Origin of the sequence: Achromobacter sp. D10 (genome assembly GCF_035282245.1) — a bacterium.
Taxonomy (GTDB): Bacteria; Pseudomonadota; Gammaproteobacteria; order Burkholderiales; family Burkholderiaceae_B; genus Achromobacter; species Achromobacter insolitus.
In genome coordinates this window covers 184819-210139 of sequence record NZ_JAYJLE010000004.1, presented here as the reverse complement: position 1 = coordinate 210139, position 25321 = coordinate 184819, and the positions used below count along the sequence as shown (strand labels likewise).

23 protein-coding genes are annotated in these 25321 nt (G+C 66.1%); 2 read left to right on the top strand and 21 right to left on the bottom strand.

Annotation, left to right across the window (positions count from 1 at the left end; all coding sequences use genetic code 11):
* Nucleotides 1–93: 93 nt before the first annotated feature.
* Nucleotides 94–2169: an ABC transporter permease subunit gene (locus VCS63_RS13300; protein ID WP_323880011.1), complete on the top strand. Its 2076-nt coding sequence runs from the start codon at nucleotides 94–96 to the stop codon at nucleotides 2167–2169.
* A gap of 55 nt (nucleotides 2170–2224) precedes the next feature.
* Here the strand turns inward: VCS63_RS13300 and VCS63_RS13295 are convergent, their stop codons facing one another.
* The 16 genes from VCS63_RS13295 to VCS63_RS13220 all read right to left on the bottom strand — a co-directional run bounded on the left by VCS63_RS13295 (nucleotide 2225) and on the right by VCS63_RS13220 (nucleotide 20599).
* Nucleotides 2225–2941, bottom strand: coding sequence for an SDR family NAD(P)-dependent oxidoreductase (locus VCS63_RS13295; protein WP_063640742.1), 717 nt, complete (start codon nucleotides 2939–2941; stop codon nucleotides 2225–2227).
* Nucleotides 2942–3065: 124 nt separating this feature from the next.
* Nucleotides 3066–3488 carry a ubiquinone anaerobic biosynthesis accessory factor UbiT gene (gene ubiT, locus VCS63_RS13290; protein WP_278486219.1) on the bottom strand — a complete coding sequence of 141 codons (423 nt, stop codon included), beginning with the start codon at nucleotides 3486–3488 and terminating at the stop codon, nucleotides 3066–3068.
* Nucleotides 3485–4378 carry a U32 family peptidase gene (locus VCS63_RS13285; protein ID WP_042797006.1) on the bottom strand — a complete coding sequence of 298 codons (894 nt, stop codon included), beginning with the start codon at nucleotides 4376–4378 and terminating at the stop codon, nucleotides 3485–3487. Before VCS63_RS13285 ends, ubiT begins: the two co-directional genes overlap by 4 nt.
* A complete protein-coding gene (gene ubiU / locus VCS63_RS13280; protein WP_042793446.1) occupies nucleotides 4375–5391 on the bottom strand; it encodes a ubiquinone anaerobic biosynthesis protein UbiU in 1017 nt (338 codons plus the stop codon). The genes VCS63_RS13285 and ubiU overlap by 4 nt, the downstream gene beginning before the upstream one ends.
* Nucleotides 5392–5469: 78 nt before the next feature.
* A complete protein-coding gene (locus VCS63_RS13275) occupies nucleotides 5470–6141 on the bottom strand; it encodes a response regulator (RefSeq protein ID WP_063640918.1) in 672 nt (223 codons plus the stop codon).
* Nucleotides 6142–6152: 11 nt separating this feature from the next.
* Entirely contained in the window at nucleotides 6153–8090 is a 1938-nt protein-coding gene (locus tag VCS63_RS13270; RefSeq protein WP_063640744.1) for a type IV pili methyl-accepting chemotaxis transducer N-terminal domain-containing protein, read from the bottom strand.
* 78 nt (nucleotides 8091–8168) lie between these two features.
* Nucleotides 8169–8666, bottom strand: coding sequence for a molybdopterin-guanine dinucleotide biosynthesis protein B (gene mobB, locus VCS63_RS13265; protein ID WP_323880009.1), 498 nt, complete (start codon nucleotides 8664–8666; stop codon nucleotides 8169–8171).
* Nucleotides 8663–9322, bottom strand: coding sequence for a carbonic anhydrase (locus tag VCS63_RS13260; RefSeq protein ID WP_323880008.1), 660 nt, complete (start codon nucleotides 9320–9322; stop codon nucleotides 8663–8665). The genes mobB and VCS63_RS13260 overlap by 4 nt, the downstream gene beginning before the upstream one ends.
* A 1-nt stretch (nucleotide 9323) precedes the next feature.
* Nucleotides 9324–10322: a GTP 3',8-cyclase MoaA gene (moaA, locus tag VCS63_RS13255; RefSeq protein WP_323880006.1), complete on the bottom strand. Its 999-nt coding sequence runs from the start codon at nucleotides 10320–10322 to the stop codon at nucleotides 9324–9326.
* Nucleotides 10319–11080, bottom strand: a complete 762-nt coding sequence (locus VCS63_RS13250) for a peptidylprolyl isomerase (RefSeq protein ID WP_323880004.1) — start codon at nucleotides 11078–11080, stop codon at nucleotides 10319–10321. Before VCS63_RS13250 ends, moaA begins: the two co-directional genes overlap by 4 nt.
* A gap of 21 nt (nucleotides 11081–11101) precedes the next feature.
* On the bottom strand, nucleotides 11102–11785 hold the full coding sequence (gene narI, locus VCS63_RS13245; RefSeq protein WP_323880002.1) for a respiratory nitrate reductase subunit gamma: 684 nt from the start codon (nucleotides 11783–11785) through the stop codon (nucleotides 11102–11104).
* 18 nt (nucleotides 11786–11803) lie between these two features.
* Complete coding sequence (narJ, locus tag VCS63_RS13240; RefSeq protein WP_323880000.1) at nucleotides 11804–12451, bottom strand: nitrate reductase molybdenum cofactor assembly chaperone; 648 nt, start codon at nucleotides 12449–12451, stop codon at nucleotides 11804–11806.
* Between the two features lie 15 nt (nucleotides 12452–12466).
* A complete protein-coding gene (gene narH, locus VCS63_RS13235) occupies nucleotides 12467–14032 on the bottom strand; it encodes a nitrate reductase subunit beta (protein WP_076813248.1) in 1566 nt (521 codons plus the stop codon).
* Nucleotides 14029–17772: a nitrate reductase subunit alpha gene (locus VCS63_RS13230; RefSeq protein WP_323879998.1), complete on the bottom strand. Its 3744-nt coding sequence runs from the start codon at nucleotides 17770–17772 to the stop codon at nucleotides 14029–14031. The genes narH and VCS63_RS13230 overlap by 4 nt, the downstream gene beginning before the upstream one ends.
* A gap of 154 nt (nucleotides 17773–17926) precedes the next feature.
* Nucleotides 17927–19312 carry a NarK family nitrate/nitrite MFS transporter gene (locus tag VCS63_RS13225; protein WP_323879996.1) on the bottom strand — a complete coding sequence of 462 codons (1386 nt, stop codon included), beginning with the start codon at nucleotides 19310–19312 and terminating at the stop codon, nucleotides 17927–17929.
* A gap of 9 nt (nucleotides 19313–19321) precedes the next feature.
* Nucleotides 19322–20599 (bottom strand): MFS transporter, encoded by a 1278-nt coding sequence (locus VCS63_RS13220; protein ID WP_042793436.1) that lies wholly within the window; start codon nucleotides 20597–20599, stop codon nucleotides 19322–19324.
* A 234-nt stretch (nucleotides 20600–20833) separates the two neighbouring features.
* On the opposite strand from VCS63_RS13220, the gene VCS63_RS13215 reads away from it, so the two are divergent.
* Nucleotides 20834–22084 carry an NnrS family protein gene (locus VCS63_RS13215; protein ID WP_323879994.1) on the top strand — a complete coding sequence of 417 codons (1251 nt, stop codon included), beginning with the start codon at nucleotides 20834–20836 and terminating at the stop codon, nucleotides 22082–22084.
* Nucleotides 22085–22087: 3 nt separating this feature from the next.
* On the opposite strand, the gene VCS63_RS13210 is transcribed toward VCS63_RS13215, so the two are convergent.
* The 5 genes from VCS63_RS13210 to VCS63_RS13190 form a co-directional block, all read right to left on the bottom strand.
* Nucleotides 22088–22918 (bottom strand): hypothetical protein, encoded by an 831-nt coding sequence (locus VCS63_RS13210; protein WP_323879992.1) that lies wholly within the window; start codon nucleotides 22916–22918, stop codon nucleotides 22088–22090.
* Between the two features lie 163 nt (nucleotides 22919–23081).
* The gene (locus VCS63_RS13205) at nucleotides 23082–23288 is read right to left on the bottom strand and encodes a hypothetical protein (protein ID WP_126389629.1); all 207 of its coding nucleotides are present in this window, start codon (nucleotides 23286–23288) and stop codon (nucleotides 23082–23084) included.
* Nucleotides 23289–23368: 80 nt separating this feature from the next.
* Nucleotides 23369–23635 carry a hypothetical protein gene (locus VCS63_RS13200; RefSeq protein WP_323879990.1) on the bottom strand — a complete coding sequence of 89 codons (267 nt, stop codon included), beginning with the start codon at nucleotides 23633–23635 and terminating at the stop codon, nucleotides 23369–23371.
* 39 nt (nucleotides 23636–23674) lie between these two features.
* Nucleotides 23675–24757, bottom strand: coding sequence for a flavodoxin family protein (locus VCS63_RS13195; RefSeq protein WP_323879988.1), 1083 nt, complete (start codon nucleotides 24755–24757; stop codon nucleotides 23675–23677).
* Complete coding sequence (locus tag VCS63_RS13190; protein ID WP_308024192.1) at nucleotides 24754–25227, bottom strand: low affinity iron permease family protein; 474 nt, start codon at nucleotides 25225–25227, stop codon at nucleotides 24754–24756. Before VCS63_RS13190 ends, VCS63_RS13195 begins: the two co-directional genes overlap by 4 nt.
* Nucleotides 25228–25321: the final 94 nt, after the last annotated feature.

Below are 25321 nucleotides of genomic sequence, written 5' to 3'. Positions count from 1 at the left end.
CTGACCATGGCCGCGAACTCTCTTTCCTTTCCCTCTACCGGCCCTTGGCCGCGGTGGCTATCCACGTTGGCCTGGACACTGGCGCTTGGCGGCATGGCGGCCGTTCTGCTTTGGCACATCGAATCGGTGCAGGCCGCACGTGGCATCCAGGGCGGCTTCGGCTTCCTGTTCCAGCCTGCCGGCTTCCGGATCTCCGAAAGCCTGCTCGACGTCACGCCGGAAGATCCCTACTGGATGTCGATCGCCGCGGGCCTGGTTAACACTCTGACTGTCGCGGCGTTGGCGATTCCGCTGGCCACGGCCCTGGGGCTTGGCCTGGGCCTGCTGCGCATGTCGCGCAATCCGCTGGCGGCGCGTTGCGCCGCCGCCATCATCGCGCCTCTGCGCAATACGCCCGTGCTGCTGCAGCTGTTCGTCTGGTACGGGTTGCTGTTGCGCCTGCCCGATATGCGCCAGGCATGGTCGCCGCTGCCGCACGTGCTGCTGTCCAATCGCGGCTTGGCCCTGCCTGCCCTGCATGGCTGGCTGCCGTATGCGGCCGTGGCTGCGGCAGCGCTCGCGTCAGGCTGGTACGCTGGCCGTCGCTGGGACAAGCCTGCGCGATATGCGGTGTTGGCCGCTGCGCTGCTGGCGTGGACTCTGTTGCCCGCCGTCCAGATCGACATACCGATCAGGCGCGGACTGGGTTTGCAGGGCGGCTGGCAACCGAGCATCGAATTCGCGGCGCTGACGATAGGACTCGTCGTTTTCCACGCGGCTTATATCGCTGACGTCGCTCGCGCTGCGGTAAGCGCCGTTCCGGTGGGGCTGGTGGAAGCGGGCCAGGCCCTGGGCCTGAAGCCCAGGCAGGTGTTGCGGCTGGTCATCGCCCCTTATGCCGCGCGCGTGGCGCTACCCCCTTATGCCAACCAGTGCCTGGCGCTGGTGAAGAACAGCACCCTGGCGATCGCGATCGGCTATCAGGAACTGATGGCGGTGATCAACACGGCAATCACGCAGACGGGCCTGGCGCTCGAAGGCATCGCGCTGGCCGTCATGGTCTATCTTGGCCTGGCGCTGGCGCTGGGTGGCGGATTATCCGCATGGAACGCGCGCAACACGCGTCACGGTCCCGGCGACACGCACGGCGCGCGCCTGGGCGAGCGGCCGTCGTGGAATGCCGTGGACGAACGCCGTGGCTGGCGCGGGTGGCTGTTATCGGCCGCCTTGGCAGTCACCCTGGGCTGGATCCTGTGGCGCCTGCTGGAATGGGCGCTGCTCGGCGCGGTGTGGCGTGGCGATCCGGTGGCATGCTCAGCCTCGGCTGGCGCGTGCTGGGCCGCGGTGGGCGAAAACCTGCCCTTGTTGCTCTTCGGCACCATGGCCCAGGCCGACCGAGCCCCCGCGCTGGCCGCCTGCGCAGCCCTGTTGGCCGGAGTAGCGCTGACGCTGACCACGGCCGGCATACGCGCCACGGCTCGCGCGGCGCTGCTCGCCATTCTGCTGGGCGTTGCCGTCAGCGCGCTGTCCGGCTGGCCTTGGGGCGGGGCCGCCATAGGTCCGCAGCGCTGGGGCGGGCTGCTCGTCACATTGATCCTGGCCATCGCCGCCCTGCTGGCCGCCGTGCCGCTGGCTTTCGTGCTTGCGCTGTTGCGCCGCAACGGCACCTATGCCACCTCGCGGGTTGCGGCCGGCCTGATCGAAACCGTGCGTGGGGTGCCGCTGGTGACGCAGCTATTGTTCGCGTCCTTCGTGCTGCCCATGCTGCTGGGCGGTGGCGTATCGAAATTCGCCATGGCGTTGGCCGCGCTGACGCTGCACACCGCCTGCCTCCTGGCGGAGGTGCTGCGCGGCGCGCTGCAGGCCATACCGCCCGGCCAGATGATGGCGGCGCGCGCGCTGGGCATGCCTGCCGCCATGGCCTATGGTTCGGTGATCTGGCCGCAAGCCCGCCGCATCGCAGCACCTGCCGCCCTGGGCGTGTTCGTGGGCGCCGTCAAGGACACGTCTTTGGTCAGCATCATCGGCGTTTTCGACGTGCTCGGCGCGGCGAAGGCCGTGGTCGCCGGCACGGATTGGCGGCCCTACCACGTCGAGATCTACCTGGCCGTGGCCGCCTTGTATTTTGTGGCCAGCCTGGCCCTGTCGCGCGTCGCCCGCGCCATGGAAGGCAAGACCGGCCGCGTTTGAGGCCGGCATTGGGAGACGCCGCGACCCGCTGCTGGCGCCAGGCGCCTGGCCACCTTCAGAAGCGCTCATCCATCAGCGCCGGCATCACGATTTCCCGCACGAACGACGCGTCGGACAGAGTCAGTAGCGCGCGCGTCATCGCCACCACGTCATGCACCGGTATCAGGCCGCCCGCTCCCCGCAGGCTGGCCGCGTCGCGCGGCACGTCCAGGCCATCTTGCGTGTTCAGGTAGCCTAATTGCAGGCAAGTCACCGCCAGGCGACGCTCCCTGAAGCTCTCGCGCAGGGCGTCCGCGATGCCTCGCAGCGCATGCTTGGAAGCGCCGAACGTCACCTCGGGGCGACCGCTGCCGGCCAACGCGGAGGTAGAGCCAGTCAGGATGACTTGCGGCTTGCGCGCGCCCAGCACGCGCGGGATCAAGCGCTGGAGCAACAGGATGGTAGCGGTGACGTTGATGTCCACTATGCGCGCGATCTCCGCGGGCGAGTCCGTCAGGAAATCGTAGTCCTCGCTGAATGCGTGTTCTTCCCACACCCCCAGGTTGTAGAGAATGGCATCGAGCGCATCCGGCGCCTGCGCGGCGATCTGCTGGACGGCAGCCTCGGGCCGCGACAGGTCGGCTGCGATCCAGCGCAATTCGCAGCCAGGAGGGACTGTGATGTCCGGCGGCGCGCGGCGCGCCACGCCCACGATGAGCGAGGCATCCTGGCCCAGCCCCTCCACGAACGCCCTGCCCAGCCCCTTGCTGGCGCCCACCACCATGACCCGCATTGTTACCTCCGTCCGATCAATCCCGGGAAAGCGGCAAGGATTCCCGCTGCAAAGTCGCCCGGTATAGCACGGCGCGTGAAGCAAGCCCGCAATGCCCACAAGCGCCGACGGACATTGCGCGCCGTCAACGCACCGCGCCCTGCAGCCAGGCCGGCCGCGGCGCAGCGTCCAGCCAGTTCTTGACGATCAGCCCCAGTTCCGTGTCGCCCGAGATACGCAGCCGACGCTGGAAGAACAAGGTATCGGCGTCTGTTTCCGAACGCATCAAGGCCAGCAAATCCGCCAGCTTCGCACCCAGTTCCAGGTCGGCGGCCGCGCCGCTCCATACCGGCCGAAACGTGCCTTGCCGCAGGACGAAACTGCTGCGCAGGCCCAAGTCCTCGACTGTGATGGCAAAGCTGCGCCCTTCCAGCTCCGACGGCGGCGTCAGCCATTTCAGCCGACGCGCCAGTTCCAGCCCGGCCGCGAAATGCAGCGACACGAAAGTTGCGGGCAGACGCCGGCCCAGTTTGGCGACGACGCCGGGCACCTGGATTGCCGGGCTCATGCCGCTGCCTCCAACAGGTCGATTCCGGGCTTGCCGTGGAAATAGCCATTGCATCGGACCATGCCCGCCGGCGGATGCGCGTCCCTAGGCGCGAGACCGCGGCGCATCGCATCCAGCGCGGCGATCGCTTCCAGGGTGCCCGCCGATTGCGGACTGACTCGCAGCACCTCCACGCCCATTGCCGCCAAAGCCGGCGCCTGCGACAACAAGTCCAGGCAGGCTGCCGACTGCACCTGGATGCCGTTGATCGCGAGGAACTCGCTCGATTCCTGCGTACGCATGTCCAGCCCATCCGGATGTTCAATGCAGCGAAAGCCACAGTCGTCCTTCTTCAGCCGGAAATGCCGCGCCGTGAAGCAGCGCGCGGAAAACGCCAGCGCCATGCGGCCCCAGACCATGACTTCCGCCTCCAGGCGAGCGGGCCTCTCGGCCATCAAGACGGCCAATGTCCTGCCGTCCATTTCCAGCGGCGCGACAAAGCGCGTGGCGCCGCGCTCGGCCAGCCATTCCAGGGTGCCACCGTGATAGGCATTGATGTGAGGCCCAGCCACGAAGGCGCGGCCGTTCAGATGCCGCACCGCGCCCAGTTCGCCAGCTTCGACCATGAAGTCGTCCTGTCCGCAGAGCTTCTTCAGCGCGCTGGCCTCGGCGCCGGTCTCGATCAAGGTGCGACCCGACAGCACCACCGCCTTGCCCGCGTCGCGCAGGTCGCGCGCCAGCTCCAGCCAGTCGTCGGCGCGCAGCTCATGCCTACGGCTGCAGACGGTTTCGCCCAGGTAGATGATGTCGGCGGCGCTGTCCGCCAACGCCGCGTAGAAATCCAGCGTGTGCTGGCGCGGCCAATAGTATTGCAGCGGCCCGACCGATATCTGATATGCGCTGGTTTTCATTTCCATGGCCGTTCGAATGCGCCTTGCGTGACTTGGGAACCTTCGGAATGGCGCGCCAGCATGGCATTCCATTCGGGGCGGGGAGAAAAGCGGGCGGCATCCGCGTGCGCGCTGTCCAATGCGGCGCGCAAAGTCGACACCACCTGCGTGACATAGGCCGGGCTGCGTTGCCGTCCTTCGATCTTGATGGCCGATACGCCCATCTCCGCCAGGCGGGGCAAAAGACCGATGGCGTTCAGGCTGGTGGGTTCCTCCAGCGCATGGTCGGCCTGCCCGTCCACTTCGAAGCGGCCCTTGCACAGGGTGGGATAGGCGGCCGGCTCGCCCGGCTCGTAGCGGTCGATCAGAATGCCATTCAGGCGCGCGTCCATGCGGCCGTTCTCTTCGGACCAGCGCACCGCGTGCGCGGGCGAACAGACGCCCTTGTTGTTGGGAGAATCGCCTGTCGCGTAGGACGACAGCAGGCAGCGGCCTTCGGCCATGACGCACAGGCTGCCGAAACCGAAGACTTCCACCTCAACGCTGACATTGGCGCAAATGCGCGCGATCTCCGCCAGCGTCAGTACCCGCGGCAATACCACGCGGCGGATGCCGAACTGTTCCTTCATGAGTTCAATGGCGTCGGCGTGGGTGGCGGAGCCTTGCACGGAAAGGTGCAGGCGCAGCCCGGGATAGCGGTCGCTGGCATAAGCAAGGAGCCCCGCGTCGGCCATGATGACAGCATCCGCGCCCAAGCCGTAGGCGGCATCCACGGCAGCGCGCCACTCCGGCGCCCTGCCCGCCTGCACGAAGGTATTGATGGCGAACAGCACCTGTCGTCCGCGGCTGTGCGCCAGGTCGACGCCCGCGCGGATATCGCTTTCGGTGAAGTTGAGCCCCGCAAAATTGCGGGCGTTGGTGGCGTTCTTGAGCCCGAGGTAGACGGTGTCCGCGCCGGCATCGATTGCGGCTTTCAGCGCGGCCAGGCTGCCGGCGGGGGCCACGAGCTCCAGGGGAGAGGTTCGAGTTTCCATGCCGGCCAGTCTATGGGCCCGCCGTGCCCCCGGCCTTGTCGCAGATCAAACGGCATACGCCGAACGCTGCGCGCCGCCCTATTCATCCGTGTACAGCCCGTGCTCCACCGCATACACCGCGACCTGCACACGGCTGGTCAGGTTCAGTTTCTTGAGCACGTTCTGCACGTGGATCTTGACCGTGCTTTCGCTTACGTCCAGTTCGCGCGCAATGACCTTGTTGCTCGCGCCCCGCGCAAGCCACTGCACGATCTGCGTCTCGCGCGCGGTCAGCCGATGGCGCTCGGCGCCGCCGGCGGACTGCGGCGCCTGCGCGGCCAGGCTGGCCTGCCCGCGGAACTGTTCCACCAGCTTGGCGGTCATGCTCTCGGCGATGACCGGCTCACCGCCCGCCGCGCGGCGGATCGCCGCGGTCAGCGCATCGGCGTCGATGTTCTTGACCAGATAGCCACGTGCGCCGTCGCGCAGCGCCTGTCCCAGTTCGTCGGCTTCCTCGGACACGGTCAGGATGATGACGGCGCAGGACGGCAACTCCTGCGTCAGGAGCTGCAAGGTTTCCAGCCCCGACAGGCCCGGCAGGTTGAGATCCAGCAGAACCACGTCGGGCTTGAGTTCCTTGGCGCGCTTCAGACCTTCGACGCCGTCGCCCGCTTCGGCCACTACCTCGAAATCGGGCTGGCGTTGCAGCAACAGGCGCACGCCCGAGCGAAACAGGGTGTGGTCATCTACAAGGAGAATACGGATGGGCATGGTCGGGATCATCAGGCAGCCTGGCGTTCACTGCCGGGCAAGGTCAGCGCGACGCGCGTGCCGGCGCCGGGTTGCGATTCAAGTTTTATCACGGCGCGCATGCGCGCGGCGCGCTCCCGCATAATGTGCAGGCCGACGTGCGACTCGCCGCGTTCGGCGACCTCGGCGGGGTCGTAGCCCTGGCCGTCGTCCGCGATGACCAGCGTAAAGTCGCGATCATTGGCGACATCGATGCGCACATGGCTGGCTTCGGAATGCTTGCGCACATTGGACAAGGCCTCTTGCAGGATGAACAGCACCTGTAGTTGCTCATCGGGCGGCAGCGGCGCGCCGACGCCCGGTCCGAACCGCAATTCGGTTTCGATCCCGGTCTGGCGGCGGAAACGCGCCACGGTGTCTTCGATGGCCGCCTGCAAGTCGCCCTGCGACAGCTTGGTACGGAAGTTGGTCAGCAGCTCGCGCACGTCCTGGTAGCTTTCGTCCACCCCAGTGCGCAACAGCGGGAGGATCTCGTCGATCTCAGCCTGATCGCCGCGCCTGACCGCGGCGTCCAGCATCTGCAGCTGCAGGTTCAGAAAGTTCAGGCCCTGGGCCAGGCTGTCGTGCAGCCCCTGCGCCACCAGCCCGCGCTCGCGCTCCACGGCGAGCTGGCGCGCCTGGGCGCTCAGGCGGCGGTTGTCCAGCGCCACGCCCAGATGCTGCCCCAACGTTTCCAGCAATTGGGATTCCGCGGGCGCCAGACGGCGCTGCTGGCGGAAATGCAAGGAATACGAACCCAGCACCTCGTCCCGCGTGACGATGCGAAACACCGCCACGCTGGCGAACCCCTCGCGCTGGCAATTCAGTTCCATCGAGGGCGGCGACTGGCGGAAGTCCTGGATGACGATGACGCCCGCCTGCCGGGTAGCGACGCCGCAATAGCAATCGTTGACCTGCATGCAATGCTCGGATTCGACCAATTCGTCGGACAGCCCCACCGCCACCATCAGGTTGAGCTTCTCGTTATTGGGATCGAGGGCGCGAATGCTGCCGCCCTCGGCATCGAACTGCAGCATCACGCGCCGTAAAAAACCGTCGCACAGCGCCTCGATCTCGTTGGGCTGGTTGAGGAAGGCGGCCATATCGTAGAGCGCGCCGATGTCCCGGTTCTGCGCGGCCAGCTGCGCGGTCTTTTCCTCGACGCGCCGCTCCAGGCCCGTGTACAGATCCTGCAGTTCGTCGGCCATGCGGTTGTAGCCGCGCGCCAGCACGCCGAACTCATCCTTGCTCTCAACGGGCAACCGTGTGCTGAACTCCCGCGCGGCCATGCGCTGCAGGCCGTCGCGCAGGCGCAGCACCGGCGAAATGATCCAGAGATACAGCAGGTAGATCATTGCCAGCGTGCCGGCGCTGGCAATGGCGGCCAGCACGCCCTGGGACAGGCGCAGCGAGGTGGTCTTGCCGGCGTTGTCCTGTTCGATCATGCGCACCAGGGTATCCGCGCGGGCAACAAACTCCGGCAAGGTTTCCAGATAGGTGGCGGCGTCCGGTTGCTGCAGCGCGCGCGTGGCCGCCGGTTTCATGACGTCGTACCAATAGGCCGCCACGTCATGCCATTGCCTGCGGATGGCCTCGTCATTGGGAATGAACAGCGGGCGGGCCGGATTGCCACGCGCCAAACGGGCAATCGTGTCGTCCATGAGCAGGACCTGCTCGTTGGTGCGGAACTCACGACCGGCCTGGGGACGCATGAGCTCCACCGCGACGCGGTTTGCCCGCATCCGCAGGCTGCCCGTATCGTTGATGGCCGCGCCCGCGCCTTCCAGTTGCCAGGACAGCCACAGCGTCCAGCTGACCATGGACAGCACGACAACCAGCGCCACCAGGGAGCTGATGACGATACGCGTGGACAGGCGATGCCAGGGCGAAGGCAGGCCATCGGTTTCAGCGGCGGTATCGATGGGCTTCATGTCTTTCAACGCGGTCGTGCTCGAGGAATACTGCGGGCTCCAGTGTAGCCGCTGGGACTCCTGCCCGGCCTCTGGCCGTCAGGCCAATCCGAGGGTGCGGCAAATGAAATCCGCGACCCGCGCCGGCTCATTGACCGGCAGGCAGGGCAAGGCAGTCTGGAGCGGCGTGTCGGTGGCCACCGCGAGGAAGCTGCCGTCGTCCTCATGCAGCGGCGGCTTGCCCAACGCCGGCCGATACACCTCGATGCGCGGAATCGCGGCCTGCTTGAAGCCTTCGACCAGCACCAGGTCGGCCGGCGCCAGCCGCGCCAGTTGCTCTTGCAGCGCGGGTTCGGGCGTGCCGCGCAATTCGTGGACGATGGCGTAACGGAAAGGCGATGCCACCATCACCTCCTGCGCGCCCGCCTGCCTGAAGCGCGCGCTGTCCTTGCCGGGCGGCTCCATCTGGAAATCGTGATGGCTGTGTTTGATGACGCTGACCCGCAGGCCGCGCGCGGCCAACAAGGGCAGCATCGCCTCGATCAAAGTGGTCTTGCCGCTGCCGGAACGGCCGGCAATGCCGAAAACTGGGGTCATGCAAGCTCCGTTAACGAAGGACATACGATGGGCAGGAATGCGTCCGCCCGCGCCGAGTATGCCAGTAAAGCTCCCGCCACCAGATCGAAATACCAGCCGTGCAGGGTCAGGCTACCCGCGTCCACCGCGCGCCGCACGAAAGGCAGGTCCTCAAGGTTGCGCAGCGAAATCAGGATGGACGCCTGCTCGCAAGCGCGCCGGCGTTCGGCGGCCGTCGCCTGGGGCATCTGCAGCAGCACCTGCCTGCGGGCAGGTTCGGCGATGTCCATCCAGCGTTCCAGATAATCGGTCTCGCCATCGCCCCGGGTACGCCGGTCCATCAGCGCGCGGATGCCGCCGCATTGCGCATGGCCCAGCACGATGATTCGGCTGACCTGCAACTGCTTGACGGCAAACTGTATCGCGGCCAGCACGCCCTGCAGGCCCCGGTCGGTGCTGGCCGGCGGCACCAGGTTGGCCACATTGCGCACCGTGAAGATGTCGCCCGGGTCGCAACCCAGCAGCATAGCCGGGTCCACCCGGGAATCGCAGCACCCGACCAGCAGCGTGCTGGGGTGCTGGCCCTCCCGGAGATTGCGGTAGAGCGTCGGCGCATCCTCGTAGTACTGCTGCTGAAACCGCTGGAAGCCGTCGACCAGGCGTTCGATATCGCGCATGTCAGCCTCCCGTCTGTGCCATGAAGCGCACGATACGTTCCGGACGCGCCACGAAATCGTGGCGCTCAGGCTTGGCTGCGATGCCGGCCCGGATCGCCCGGATCAGCGCGGCGTCGTCGGCGCCCGCGCGCAACATGCGTCCGAGCGGCACCTGGTCTTCCTGTCCCAGGCACAGGTACAGAGTACCGTCCACGCCCAGCCTGACGCGGTTGCAGGCGGCGCAGAAATGGCGCGACATCGGGGTGATCACCCCCAGCACGGGCATGCCGCGACCCGTGGTCCAGTAGCGCGCGGGGCCCGCGCCCGTTCCGCCCACCGATGGCACCAGGCCCGCGCCGGCTGCCAGCCGCGCGCCCATCGCATTCAAATCGGTGTGCGCATAGCCGCGGCCGCAACTGCCCATGGGCATGGGCTCGATCAGGCGCAGCACGAAACCCTGCTCCACCGCGTAATCCAGCAGCCGGCGCACCTCGGCTTCGGGCGTTTGCGCGTGGACCACGCTATTGAGCTTGATGGGCGCAAACCCCGCGTCCCGGGCCGCGGCCAGGCCCGCCAGCACGGAATCCAGGCAGTCCCGGCCGGTGATCTGGCTGAACGCCGCGGCGTCCAGCGTATCCAGGCTAATGTTCAGGCGGTCCACCCCTGCGGCGCGCAGTTCCCGCGCGTGGCGCGCCAGTTGCGTGCCGTTGGTGGACACCGACAGATCGCGCAAACCGGGCATGGCGGCGATCGCCCCGGCCAATCCGGCCAGCCCGCGGCGCAGCAGCGGCTCGCCGCCAGTAAGCCGGACTTTGCTGACGCCCAGCTCGACGAACAGCCGCACCAGCCGCGCCATTTCCTCGTGGCGCAACCAGTTGGAGGGGGTTTCAAACCCCTTGAAGTCCTTGGGCAGGCAATAGCTGCAACGCAGATCGCAGCGGTCCGTGACCGACACCCGCAGATAGTCGATGCGACGGCCATGGCCGTCGACCAGAGGTCCCGCAGCCGGCTCGTCCATCATGCGGCGCTCCCGCCATAGACGCGCTCGGGCTCGCCGCCCTGAAGGTCTATGCCCTGGATATCGGCGCGTTCGACCAGCAGCCTGGCATACTGACGCCACGCGGTGTCGCGGCTCATGGAGGACAGTGCCGCGGCGATCTGGCCCGCCACGTGCTCATAGGGCTGCATGCGGCCCTCGATGCGCCGCGTCACCCGCACGATGTGCAGGCCATGGCGGGTCTCCAAAAGCTGCGGCAACAGGCCGCCGGCGGGCAGCGCGAACACCGCGCGCTCGAATTCCGGGACGGTGTCGCCCCGTCCCAACTGCCCCAGGCTGCCGCCGACCGCCGCGGACGGGCAGTTCGATTGCTGCCGCGCCACCTCGGCAAAGCGTGAGGGATCCTCCATCAATTCAGCCAGCACAGCGTTGCCGTGCGCCCGCAGCATGTCCAGGTTCACGCCGGGCGTAACCTGAAACAGGATGTGGTCCGCCTCGACCAGTTCGCCCGCCATGAAGCGCTGCGGGTGCATCTGGTAGAAGCGGCGGCAGGCAGCTTCGTCGGCCTCGGGCGCCGGCGCCTCGCGGGCCAGCAAGGCGCCGATGGCGCCCTCCTCGTCCGAGGCGTCCAGGCCCAGCCGGCCGGCCTCGTCCAGCAGCACGCGGCGCAGCACCAGGGCGGTGATCGCCTCGCGCATGGGATTGTCGGCGTCGGCATGCAACGGCAGTTCACGTTCGAGATCCGCGTCGTTCAGTTCGACGCCATTGACGATGACAGGCATGGTCGGCTCCTGGGACGGGGATCAGCGCGGGCGCACCAGTTGCCAGGCCCGGCCCAGGTAAGCGACCGAGGCGAAGCCGCTCCATACGTGGACGAGGCGCGTGAACGGGAAGATCACGAACAGCGTCAGGCCCATGAACAGATGCGCCTTGAACAGCGCCGGCACGTCGGCGATATGGCTGGCCGCATCGCCCTGGAAAGTCACGATGTTCTGAGCCCAGGTCATCAGTCGCACCATCATCTCGCCATCCATGTGGCCGGCCGACAGCGCGATGGTGGACAGGCCCAGCAACAGGGTCACGAGGATCCACAACAGCAGCAACTTGTCGCCGGGCCGCGTGGTCGCGCGGATGCGAGGGTCGCTCAGGCGGCGATGGATCAGGATGAGCAGGCCGATCAGGCACAGGCCGCCCATGACGCCGCCGGCCACCATGGCCACGGTCTGCTTCAGGCTGTGCGATACGCCCAGGGTGTCCCACACCACGACCGGCGTCAGCAGCCCCGCCAGGTGCCCGAAGAACAGGCCGAGGATACCGATATGGAACAGGATATTGCCCAGGCGCAATTGCCCGCGATGCAGCAGCTGCGAGCTGTCCGACTTCCAGGTGTATTGCTCGCGTTCGAAGCGCACCAGGCTGCCCAGCAGGAAGACGGTGAGCGCGATGTAGGGATAGATGCCGAAGAAGAACTGATTCAGGGAGTTCATGATGCGTCGTCCTGAAGGTTAATGAGCCGCGGGCGCGCGGGGATAGAAGCGCACGGCCTGTGCGCCATCGCCCGAGAACGGGCGCAGCAGCGGTTCTACGCCGTCCGGTCCGGCCCCGAAGGTTTCCATCGCCTCGTCCATGTCGCGCACGGGCGCCTCGGTCTGTTCGCGGGGAATCACGCGGGACTGAGAGCGCAGCACCGCAAAGATGCCGGCGTAGGGGCTTTCGCCCTTGGCCAGGCGCGCGCCGATGGCGGCCAGGACGTGGATGGCATCATCGAGCAGGTCCTGCGCCTGTGCCGGGTCGATCACGCCCAGGAACTCCAGGAACAGGGGCACATGGTCCGGAAGCTCCGACACCGCGGGTTCAAAGCCGTGCCCGCGGTAGGTGTCCAGCAGGTCCACCATGGCCTGGCCCCGATCGCGGCTTTCGCCGTGCACGTGCTCAAACAGGTGCAGCGAATGCGAGCGGTTGCGATCGAAGGTCGCGACGTAGTTCTCCTGCAGCGCGATCAGGTCGTTAGTGGCCAGGTAGCCGACCAGCGGCTGCAAGGTTTCCTCTGCGTCGGGATAATCGGCCAAAGCGGTATCGACTTCGCCCAGCGCCTCCAGCAGCTCGGGTTCGGGGTAGCACAGCAAAGCGGAAAGCAGGCGGTACAGACTCATGATTTTTCTCCTTTCCTAGACCGAGGCGGCCTTCTTGCGGGATTTCGGCATCTCGATGAAGATCTCGCTGCCCTGGGGCTTGCGTCCGAACAAGGTGCCTTCCGACACCCCGCCCGAGCAGCCGTTGCCGAAGGTAAAGCCGCAGCTGCCCTTCTCGTTGAAGCTGTCCTCGACCACTTCCTTGTGGCTGCTGGGCACGACAAAGCGGTCCTCGTAGTCCGCAATCGCCATGATCTTGTACATGTCCTGCACGGTCGCTTCCGTCAAGCCCACCTGGTCCAGCAAGGCCGTGTCGCGTTCGCCGTGCACGGTCTCGGAGCGCTTGTAGGCTCGCATGGCCAGCATGCGCTCCAGCGCGTGCACCACCGGCGCCTCCTTGCCCGCCGTGAGCAAGTTGGCCAGGTAACGCACCGGAATGCGCAGGCTGGACACGTCGGGGATCATGCCGCTCTTGCCCACCGTGCGCCGCGGCATCTGGCCGGACTCGGCCGCCGTCTGTATGGGCGACAGCGGCGGGATGTACCAGACCATGGGCAAGGTGCGGTATTCGGGATGCAGCGGGAAGGCGACGCGCCACTCCACCGCCATCTTGTAGACCGGCGATTTACGCGCGGCTTCCAGCCACGATTCCGGGATGCCCTGCTCGCGCGCGGCGGCGATCACCTCGGGAGAATGCGGATCCAGGAACAGGTCGAGCTGCGACTGGTACAGGTCCTGCTCGCTGGCGGTGGACGCCGCCTGCTCGATCTGGTCGGCGTCATACAGCATCACGCCCAGGTAGCGGATGCGGCCCACGCAGGTTTCCGAGCACACCGTGGGCTGGCCGGCTTCGATACGCGGGTAGCAAAAGGTGCACTTCTCGGCCTTGCCGCTGTTCCAGTTGTAGTAGATCTTCTTGTACGGGCAGCCTGAGATGCACATGCGCCAGCCGCGGCACTTGTCCTGGTCGACCAGCACGATGCCGTCGTCTTCGCGCTTGTAGATGGAACCGGACGGGCAGCTGGCGACACAGGCCGGGTTCAGGCAGTGTTCGCACAGGCGAGGCAGGTACATCATGAAGGTGTTCTCGAAGGTCGAATACATCTCCTTCTGCACGCCCTCGAACAAGGCGTCGCGGCTGCGCGCGCTGAATTCGCCGCCCAGGTCGTCTTCCCAGTTCGGGCCCCAATGGATCTTCTCCATCTTCTTGCCCGTCAGCACCGACACCGGGCGCGCGGTGGGCGGTGTTTGCGACAGCGGCGCCTTCTGCAGGTGCTCGTAGTCGAAGGTGAACGGTTCGTAGTAGTCGTCGATCTGCGGCAGGTTCGGGTTGGCGAAGAGGTTGGCCAGGATGCGCAGCTTGCCGCCCTGGCGCGGCTCCAGCTTGCCGGCGGCGGTACGCTTCCAGCCGCCCTTCCACTTTTCCTGGTTCTCCCATTCCTTGGGATAGCCAATGCCGGGCTTGGTTTCCACGTTGTTGAACCAGGCGTACTCGACGCCGTCGCGGCTGGTCCAGACGTTCTTGCAGGTGACCGAGCAAGTGTGGCAGCCGATGCACTTGTCCAGGTTCAGCACCATGCCGATTTGGGCGCGTATCCTCATGATTGCTTCTCTTCTTGTTGCGTTGCTTCGACCAGCGGACCTTCCAACCAGTCCACCTTCTTCATCTTGCGCAGCACCACGAACTCATCGCGGTTGGCGCCCACGGTGCCGTAGTAGTTGAAGCCGTAGGCCTGCTGGGCGTATCCGCCGATCATGTGCGTGGGCTTGAGCACCGTGCGCGTGACCGAGTTGTGGATCCCCCCGCGCTTGCCGCTGGTTTCCGCGCCGGGCACGTTCACGATCTTTTCCTGGGCGTGGTACATCAGGCACATGCCCACGGGCACGCGCTGGCTGACCACCACCCGCGCCGTCAGCGTGCCGTTCACGTTGAAGACTTCAACCCAGTCGTTATCGACCAGCCCGGCCTGCCTGGCTTCGGTTTCCGATATCCACACGTGAGGACCGCCGCGGCTCAGCGTGAGCATGCGCAAGTTGTCCGAGTACGTGCTGTGGATGCCCCACTTCTGGTGCGGCGTCAGCCAGTTCAGCACCAGTTCCTTTTCACCATTCGAGTAGCGGCCCAGCATGGGCGCGACCGTCTTGGTGTCGATGGCCGGCTTGTACACGCAGGAGCCTTCGCCGAAGTCCAGCATCCAGCGGTGGTCCTGGTAGAACTGCTGGCGGCCGGTCAGCGTGCGCCATGGAATCAGCTCATGCACGTTGGTATAGCCGGCGTTGTAGCTGACCTCCTCGCTTTCCAGGCCCGACCAGGTGGGCGCGGAAATGATCTTGCGCGGCTGCGCCTGGATGTCGCGGAAGCGGATCTTGTCGTGTTCGCGGCCGACGGCCAGGTGCGCATGGTCGCGTCCGGTGATCTTGCTCAATGCTTCCCAGGCCTTGACCGACACGTGGCCGTTGGTTTCAGGCGCGAAGGTCAGGATCATCTCGGCCGCATCGATGGCGGTGTCGAGCTTCGGCCGCCCCTGGCTCACGCCCGGCTCGGTCACGGCCTGGTTGATGCCGGCCAGCTCGTGCACCTCGTGCTCGGTGTTCCAGTTGATGCCCTTGCCGCCGTTGCCCAGTTTGTCCAGCAGCGGGCCCACCGACGTGAACTTGCGGTAGATGTCGTTGTAGTCGCGCTCGACCACGGTCATGTTGGGCGCGGTCTTGCCGGGCACCAGGTCGCATTCGCCCAGCTTCCAGTCCTTGGGCTCGAAAGCCTGGCCCAGTTCTCCCGGGGTGTCGTGCATGAGCGGGGTCAGCACCACGTCACGGCGCTTGCCCAGATAGGGGCCGCCGATATCGCTGAACTTCCTGGCCAGGAGTTTGTAGATTTCCCAGTCCGTCTTGCTTTCCCACAGCGGCTGCACCGCCTCGCTCAACGGATGGATGAACGGGTGCATGTCCGAGGTGTTGAGATCGTCCTTTTCGTACCAGGTGGCCGTGGGCAGCACGATGTCGCCATACAGGCAGGTAGTGCTCATGCGGAAGTCCAACACCGTCAGCAGGTCCAGCTTGCCTTCGGCCGCATCGTCCTGGTAGGTCACCTCGGTGGGCTTGATCGCGTCGGCTTCGTCGCCGAACACCGCGTTCTGCGTGCCCAGCAGGTACTTCAGGAAATACTCATGGCCCTTGCCGCTGGAGCCCAGGATGTTGGAGCGCCACACGAACATGTTGCGCGGAAAGTTGGCAGGGTCATCCGGGTTTTCGCAGGACATGCGCAGGTCGCCCGACTTGAGCTTTTCGGCCACGTAGGCCACTGGATCCTTACCCTGGCTTTCGGCCTGCGCCACCACGTCCAGCGGATTGGTGCGCAATTGCGGCGCCGACGGCAGCCAGCCCATGCGCTCGGCGCGGGCGTTCAGGTCGATCATGCTGAGGTCGCCATAACGGCCGCGGTCCGCCGTGGGGCCGAGGATCTCCTGGACGTTGAGCTTTTCATGGCGCCACTGGCTGGTGTGCGCATAGAAGAACGAGGTGCCGTTCATCTGGCGCGGCGGGCGGACCCAGTCCGCGGCAAAGGCCAGCGGGGCCCAACCGAATTGCGGACGCAGCTTTTCCTGGCCCACGTAGTGCGCCCAGCCGCCGCCGCTTTTGCCCACGCAGCCGCACATCATCAGCATGTTGATGATGCCGCGGTAGATCATGTCCATGTGGTACCAGTGGTTCAGGCCGGCCCCGACGATCACCATGGACTTGCCTTCGGTGTCGTGGGCGTTCTGCGCAAACTCACGCGCCACCTGGATGACTTGCGCACGCGGCACGCCGGTGTGCTTTTCCTGCCAGGCAGGCGTGTAAGGCACGTCGTCGTCGTAGGAGCTGGCGACATTGCCGCCGCCCAGGCCGCGGTCCAGGCCGTAGTTGGCCATCTGCAGGTCATACACCGTGGCGACAAGCGCCTCGCTGCCATCGGATAACCGGATGCGGCGCGCCGGCACATTGCGCACCTGCAGCTCGCCATGCTCGCTGCCGAAATACGGGAAGCCCACGCCGACCACGGCATCCGACTGGTCCAGCAGGCTCAGCGTGGGTTCGATCTCGCGCCCGCTGCCGCCGTCCTTGGACTCCAGGTTCCAACGGCCGACTTTCTCGCCGCCGTTGACCGCGCCCTCGCCCCAGCGAAAGCCGATGCTGCCGTTGGGCGCAACCAGGTCGCCGCTCTTGGCGTCCAGCACCAGCGTCTTCCAGTCCGGGTTGTTCTGCTCGCCCAGGGCGCCGTCCAAGTGCGAGGCGCGCAGGAAGTGGTCCGGCGCGTGGAAGCCGTCGCGCTCCTTCAACAGCACCAGCATGGGCATGTCGGTGTAGCGCCGCACGTAATCGCGGAAATAGTCCGAGGCGCCGGACAGGTGGAATTCCTTCAGGATCACGTGGCCCATGGCCATGGCCAGGGCGGCGTCGGTGCCTTGCTTGGGCGCCAGCCAGATATCGCCGAACTTGACCATTTCGCCGAAGTCACTGGACACGGCCACCGTCTTGGTGCCCTTGTAGCGGACCTCGGTGTAGAAGTGCGCGTCGGGCGTGCGGGTCTGCGGCACGTTGGAGCCCCACACCATCAGGTAGGTCGAGTTGTACCAGTCGGCCGATTCCGGCACGTCGGTCTGTTCGCCCCAGATCTGCGGGCTGGCGGGCGGCAGGTCGCAGTACCAGTCGTAAAAGCTCAGGCAGGCGCCGCCCAGCAGGCTCAGGTAGCGGGCGCCTGCGGCGTAGCTGACCATGGACATGGCCGGAATCGGCGAAAAGCCGATGAGGCGGTCGGGGCCGAATTTCTTGATGGTGTACGCATTGGCGGCGGCAATGATCTCCGTCGCCGTATCCCAGTCGGCACGCACGAAGCCGCCCAGGCCGCGCACCGCCTTGTATCGCTCGGCGCGCGCGGGATCCTGGCTGATCCATTCCCAGGCCGCGATCGGGTCCATGGTCTTGCGGGCTTCGCGCCACATTTCCATCAGCCGGCCACGGATCATCGGGTACTTCACGCGCTGCGCCGAGTACACGTACCAGCTGTACGACGCGCCTCGCGGACAGCCGCGGGGCTCATGGTTGGGCAGATCGGGCCGCGTGCGCGGGTAGTCGGTCTGCTGGGTTTCCCAGGTGATCAGGCCGTTCTTGACGTAGACCTTCCAGGAGCAGGAGCCCGTGCAGTTCACGCCGTGGGTCGAGCGCACCACCTTGTCATGCTGCCAACGGGCGCGGTAGGCGTTTTCCCACTTGCGGTCCTCGTTGACCGTTTCGCCGTGACCGTCCGCGAAGGTGGACTGCACCCGCGACATGAACTTCAAGCGGTCCAGAAAATGGCTCATTCTCTATTCTCCAAGTGCGCCGGTCCCGCCGGCGCGTACTGCGATCAATGCTGTTGAATCCATTGTGGGCGCGGCCCGCCTGCCGGACCATTCGCCGGTGGCACAGGCCGGGCGCGGCAGAATGACTAGTCACTCCGGCCGCGTCCGTTTCGCTCTAGCAAGGCACCGGCGCATTGCGGCGGGCGTAGTACCACCAGGTGATGACCATGCAGGTCGCGTAAAAGCCGATGAAGCAATACAGGGCTGCCTGCACGCTGCCGGTCATTTCCAGCGAGGTGCCGAAGCTGCGCGGGATGAAAAAGCCGCCGTATGCGCCGATCGCGCCCGAAAAGCCCAGCACCGCGGCCGACTCCTTGGCGGCGTCCGCCAGGGCCTGCTTCTGCGCCGCGGCGCCACGGCCTTCGGCGGCCTGCGTGCGTTCGCGCAGGAAGATCACCGGGATCATGCGGAAGGTCGAACCGTTGCCCACGCCGGTCAGTGCAAACAGCACGATGAACATGGCCAGGAAGCCATTGAAATTGCCCGCCTGTCCGGCCTCGGGCAGGAACATCACCACGCCCAGCACTGCCGCAATCATGGCCGCGAAGGTGAACAGCGTGACCTTTGCTCCGCCCAGCTTGTCCGACACCCAGCCGCCGAAAGGCCGCGTCAACGACCCCACCAGCGGGCCGAGGAAGGCATAGGCCATGGGATCGACCTGCGGGAACAGCGTCTTGGTCAGCATGGCGAAGCCCGCCGAGAAGCCGATGAAGGAACCGAAGGTGCCCACGTACAGCCAGCACATCAGCCAGTTGTGCTTGCGCTTGAAGATGACGGCCTGGTCCGCGAACGAGGCGCGGGCGTCGGCGATGTCATTCATGCCGAACCACGCGGCGATCGAGGCCAGTGCAATGGGGATTACCCAGATGAAGCCGGCATTCTGCAGCCACAGGTTCTGCTGCGCGCCGTTGACGGTAATGGCCTGGGGATCGCCGCCGGCCACACCGAACACGCCGATGGAAATCACCACGGGCACCACAAACTGCACGAGCGACACGCCCAGGTTGCCGATGCCTGCGTTCAAACCCGTGGCCAGGCCCTTTTTCTCCTTGGGGAAGAAGAAACTGATGTTGGCCATGCTGGAGCTGAAGTTGCCGCCCCCCAGGCCGCACAGCAGCGCCAGGATCAGCAAGGTCGGAAACGAAGTGCTCGGATCGCGCAGGGCGAAGCCCATGCCCAATGCGGGAATCAACAGCGATGCAGTGGAAATGGCCGTCCACTTGCGTCCGCCGAACACCGGCACCAAGAAGGAATAGAAGATGCGCAGGGTGGCGCCCGACAGCGCGGGCAGCGCCGTCAGCCAGAACATCTGGTTCTTGGACAGCATGAAGCCGGCGCGGTCCAGGTTGACCACCACCACGCTCCACAGCATCCAGATGCTGAAGGCCAGCATCAGCGCCGGAATGGAGATCCAGAGATTGCGATTGGCGACGCGGGCGCCGGTCTGCTTCCAGAAGCCGGGATTATCCGGCTCCCATCGCGCGAGGACTTGAGTGGACATGGAATTCTCTCAGGAAGTAATGGACGGAGTAGCGGCGTGTTGCCGGGCGATGGCCGCGCTTTCCGGCCGGAAACTGAAGTGCATAAAAATGAGGGAGACGCAGACGGTGCCGTACAGAAGCATGAAGGCGCTGGAACGGATGCCGGTCAGGTCCAGCAGGATTCCGAACATGATCGGCAGCACAAACCCGCCCAGCCCGCCGGCCAGGCCGACGATGCCGGACACGGCGCCGATGTTTTCACCGAACTCGTCCGAGATGAACTTGAAGACCGAGGCCTTGCCGATGGCCATGGCGATGCCGACCACGAACAGCAGCACGGTGAAGGCGACCGGGCCGAGCGCAATGCCGAAGCTGCGCGGACCATTGGCCGTCACGATGGTGAACTCCGTCTGCGGATAGCTCAGCAGGAAGAACGCCACCCAGCACACCCACATCACCCACCAGGTGGTCTTGTAGGCGCCGTAGCGGTCCGAGATCCAGCCGCCGACGGCGCGCAGCACGCCGCCGGGCAGGGAAAAGCACGCCGCCAGCAGTGCGGCCAGCTTCATGTCAAAGCCGTATTCGCCGATGTAGTACTTGGTCATCCACAGCGCCAGTGCCACGTAGCCGCCGAACACCACCGAGTAGTACTGGCAATAGCGCCAGACGCGCGGATCCTTCAGCATGGCCATCTGCGCCGACAGGCTGGCGCCGCTCTTGACTCGGTGCGAAGGGTCGGAGGCCGAGAACAGCCAGAACAGGATGGCGGTGACCAACAGCGCCACGGCGTAGACCTGGGGCACGATGACCCAGGCGCCGCCTGCCGCCGCGATCAGCGCGGGCGCCACAAACTTGGTGATGGCCGAGCCCGAGTTGCCGGCGCCGAACACCCCCATCGCCAGGCCTTGCTTGTTACGCGGGAACCAGCGCGCCACATAGGGCGTGCCTACCGAGAACGAACCGCCCGTCAGGCCGACAAACAGCGCCAGCACCAGGAACTGCCAGTACTCGGTGGCATAGGACAGCAGCCAGATCGGCACCACGGCCAGCAGCATCAGGATGAAGAACACCGGGCGACCGCCGTATCGGTCGGTCCAGATGCCCAACGGCACCCGCACCAGCGACCCCGTCAGCACCGGCATGGCGGCCAACAGCCCGAACTGGGTTTCGGACAGGCCCAACTGCTGTTTTATCGGGATGCCCAACACCGCGAATATCATCCACACGGCGAAACAGATGGTGAAGGCGAACGTGCTTGAAATCAGGACCCGCATCGGCGCGCCGGCGGAAGGTTGACGTGCTGCCATGGTTACTCTCGCTTTACTCACGAAGACATGTGGCTAGCCTAGGGATAGCGGGCCTGCGCGGCCATTCGCCAGCCGACCAGAAGCGCGTTGCCGATGTGACTAGTCACCCCTTTCTTGCCGGGCGGGCTTGCGCTGGATCAAGCCGTCGCGCTGGCGCCGGAGCGCGGGACGCATTAATATGCATTTCAAATACACCTTTAAACGCGAAGCCGAAACGGCGCCGCGCTGACCCTCATGAGCACGCTGCTTAGCATCGAAGAACCGGCTGCGGCCCCTCGCCGCGCGAAGCCTCAATGGAGCGCCTTCACGGAAATGGGCTTCCGGCCGCTGTATCTGGCGGGCTGCTTCTGGGCACTGGCGTCCGTGCTGCTCTGGGTGCATGCGCCGGCGCGCCTGACAGGCGTGTTGAACGGCATGCCCTGGCATGCGCACGAAATGCTGTGGGGGTTTGTGGCCACCATCGCGGTCGGGTTTTTGCTGACGGCGGGCGCCAATTGGACGGGTAAGAACCCCTTGCGGGGCACTCCCCTCGCGCTCCTGTGCGCGGTGTGGATCGTGGCGCGGGCGGGCTACCTGGTGCCCGGGCGGCCGGCGTTCGTCGTGGCCGCCGCCGCGGACTTGCTGTTCTTTCTCTGGGCCGCCTGCGCGCTGGGCCGCGCCGTGGCCGTCACGCGCAATCAGCGCAACTATGGCATCCCCTTCCTGCTGTTGGGGCTGGCCGGCGCCAATGCGCTTTACCTCTGGGCGTCTGTCCAGGGCGACTACGTTGCGCTCATGCGCTATTTCAACGCCGGCCTGCTATGCATGGCGGTCCTGACGCTGCTGATCGCGCGTCGCGTCATTCCGTTCTTCGCCAAGCGGGCGGTAGCCGGCCTGGACATCCCCGCGCATACCCGCAGCGGCCATTGGCAATTGGCCGCAGGCATCGTCGCCATCGCCTGCCTGGTGGCGGGCGAACCTCGCGCGGCCGCGCTGGCCCTGACCGCGACCGGGCTGATCGCCCTGGCGCAATGGGCATCCTGGAAGCCCTGGGCAGTGCGCAAAGTACCGCTGCTGTGGATTCTTTATGCGGGGTATGGCGGCCTGGGCATAGGCCTGCTGGCGGGCGCGGCGCACCTGGCCGGCTATGTGCTGCGGCCCGCCTGGCCCGCGCACGTGATCGGCGTCGCCGGATTCTCGGTGCTGATCCTGGGCATGGTGACGCGCACCGCGCTGGGCCACCTTGGCCGGCCGCTGCGGACCGACCGCAGCATGGTGCTGAGCTATGCGCTGATCATCCTGGCCGCGCTGCTGCGCCTGGCCGCCCTGCTCCCGACCTCGGCCACCCTCGGCTTTCTGCATGCCTCGGCAAGCGCGTGGGCGCTGGCCTTTGCACTTTATCTGTGGCGCTTCTTCCCCATGATGATCCGGCCGCGGGCCGATGCGGGCAAGGCCGCCGCGCCCGTGATGAAGGTCGTGCCGGTCGCACGGCGTCCGGCTGCCTGAGCCTCAGCCTCGCCCTTCGCGCCGGCCCGTGGCTGCCAGTTGCTGCTTCATGGCCTTGAGCCAGGCCTTGACCTGCTGCATGTCCACGAACTGCGACAGTTCGAATTCAAGTTCGCCGATATATTCCTCCGCATCGGCAATCTCCGCGTCCAGGTCTTCCATCAGCTCGGAAGGGTCGATGGATTGCGCGGGATCGAAGTGGTATTTGGCCTTGAAGCCGCCTTCCTCGGCCGCGATGTCGCTGGCCAGCATGGCGAGTTGCGCTTCCAGCGCCTGGTTGTATCGCGCGTAGCGTTCCTCGCCCACGCCTGCCAACCGGTCCGGACCGGCAGCCACCAAGGCGTCGATTTCCGCCAGCGCCTCGGCAACCGGCGCGGATACCGGATCCGCCGGTTTGGCCTGCGGCGCTTCGGTATCGTCTTCGTCCTGTCCGTCTTCCACGCCGGCGTCGTAGTCCGAGCCCGCATGCTTGAGATACAGGCTCTTCAACCTGTCCGTGTCGCACTCGGCCGGCGTGCCGTCCAGCACGATGGCGTCCAGTGTCTCTTGCGCCAATTGCGCTGCGATCTCGGACGCCAGGGCGCGCTCCGCCTTGGTCAGCTCCTTCTGCTTGCAGGCGTGGTCGAAGCAGGCCACCAGCCTGGCCTTGAGCTCGACCTCGACGGTCTCCAGCGGCGCCAGCACGTCCTCGTACTTCTTTTGATACTCCGGCAGCACGGCTTGCCAGCGGCTCAGGCGCGCGCGCTGCGCCGCGAGCGTACTCGCGAGCGACTCGAATCTCTGGCGTTGCGAGGTACCGGATGCCGGCTGCGCGGATGGCGTGTTTTCTTGCATGGAGGGAACCTGGACAGGCGGCGCAACAGGCGCCTTGAAACGATGGGAGCGCCATTTTAGACGCGGCGGCGCCTGCCGGCCGCCCGACACTCCTTTACCCGGGCAAGCGTCCGCCCCTGCGCGCCGGCCCTCCGCAGACGCACGGTCCGGGTGTCGATTGAGACTACCTGTCGGCCGGTCCCTCGGCCGCATTGTCCTCGGACGTCGTGTCGGCAGGCTCGATGTCCTCGTCGGGCACCTCGTCGCCCTGGGCGCTGTCGCTGGCGTCGTCCGGATTCTGCGGCGGCGGGCGATGGGCCGCAGTCCCGAACGGCGGCGCGGACGCCATCGCTATCGGTTGCAAGGCCAACTCAAATTGGATCTGGGGCATCGCGGCACCTGTCAGAAAGCGCGGCGACATCCGCCGCAGCCTGGCATCAGCAAGCGCCATGCCCGCAAACCGGTACAGCTTCAGAAGCGCGGATTCTTGCCGAAGGGCACTTCCGTATTCGTGGGCTTCTCGAACGACGCCGTATCGCCGTTCAGGTCCGCGACGTGGATCTGCGCCAGCCGCGTCGCCTCGTCGATCGCAACCTGGGCCGAGGCGAAGCGCTCGTCGACGGCGATCCGTTGTTCGGGCTCACCCGCGGCGGGCGGCACCAGCACGTATCCTATGCTCCAACTGCCGTGGTCCTCGATCGGACGCTCGAGCTGGAAATCCCATCTGGCGTGTTCCATAGGGCCTCCTGTCGTTTCCTGCCTTCATGCTACTGCGGTTTACTTCGGCCTGGGATCGCGGATGCCCTGGTCCATTCCCTCGAACTCGCCGCTGCGCAGACGAGGCAGGAAATGGACCATGGCCCGCGCCACGTTGCGCACTTCCTGCTGTACCGCGTGGTCCCGGTCCAAGTCTTCGTGGCTGGTGGCATAGGGACGGTAGTAGCTGATGTAACGGTCCAGCCGCGACGCCGCGCCCGCGTCCACCAGCCCCATCCAGTCCAGCCAATCGGCCAGCCCGCGCCGCTGCGCCTCGATGCCAGCCACATCTCCATGCACCACCAAGCCGTAGGCGCGGCCGGCCAGATGCTTGGGATAAGGCCAGCCGGCCAATTCGACTTGTTTGGCCTTCAGCGGATCCTTGCCGCCGGTCAGCGTGGGATCCGGATTGCCGCCATCGGCGCAAACCAGCCTGTCTATCATCAGCTTCAGGGGACTGGGCGATTGGTACCAGTACGTGGGGGCCACCAGGATCACGCCGTGCGCCGCCACCCATTGCTCATAGATCCCCGCCATGGCGTCATTGGACTGCCCCAGCGAATGGTTCGGGTAGCAACTGCATGGCCAATGGCACAAGGGCATCGCAGTCGACACGCAACCCTTGCAAGGATGGATCCGATACTCGTACTCCGAGGTAAGGCGGCTCAGGTCCAGCATGTCCGTCTGTATGGCGCCGGCCTGCAGTTCGTCCTGCACGATGCCCGCCAGGCGCCAGCTCTTGGAGACCTCGCCAGGACAGGTGCCATCATTGCGCGAAGCGCCAACGATCACCAGGACGCGCGACGGGGCGTGCGGATCCCGCTGCGTCGCCGCGGCACGTTCCAAGCGGTCGCGCGCGTCTGTCCATTCCACCGACAAGTCGTAATCGGGATCGGCATAGCCCGGCCCGGCCTTGACAGTGACGGGCGCCTTGCGGCCCTCTTCATAGGCGTTCCAGGCGATGGCTTCAAGGCGCTCCAGCGCCTCGCGCTCCGTCTGGAAGGCCGGGTCGTAAAAGCGTCGCATGAAGCGCTGCCGGAAGTCCTCGCGCGAGAGCGGCCCGGCGTACTGGCCTTTGCGCACCGTGGGTTTGATTGCTGTCATGCCGGTCTCCGTTTACGCACCCGCCGCCGGCGCCGTTCCTGCCTGGCGCGCGCCGTGCACGCCGCGGCCAGGGCAAGCAGCTTGTCTTCGTCCAGGCGTTCAGCGTCGACCAGCCCTTCGTCCGCGCCTTCCAGGGCAATGAGCAGTTCGTCCAGCTTCAGGTGCAGCGCTTCGCTATCCTTGTTCTGGCTTTGCTGGATCAAAAACACCATCAGGAACGTCACGATGGTGGTGCCGGTATTGATCACCAGCTGCCAGACTTCGGAATAGTCGAAAGCCGGGCCGGATGCGCCCCATATCAGCACCGTAATGAGCGCCAAGCCGAACGCGATGGGCGACCCCACCCACTTGGTCACATGCGCCGCAAAATGATCGAAGAAGCGGGACACCCCATTGGCGTGGCCTGCAGCATCGGCCGCAGGAGATGGCTTCTGCGCCGGGCGTCGCCTCGGTACACGCGTGCTGGACATGGCGGTCTCTTTGCTGCAACAGGGTATCGGCTTCAGCAAGTTCCGTGCCCGCCTCCGCCAGAGCAAACCGGCACGGCGCATGCTAGGGTGACAG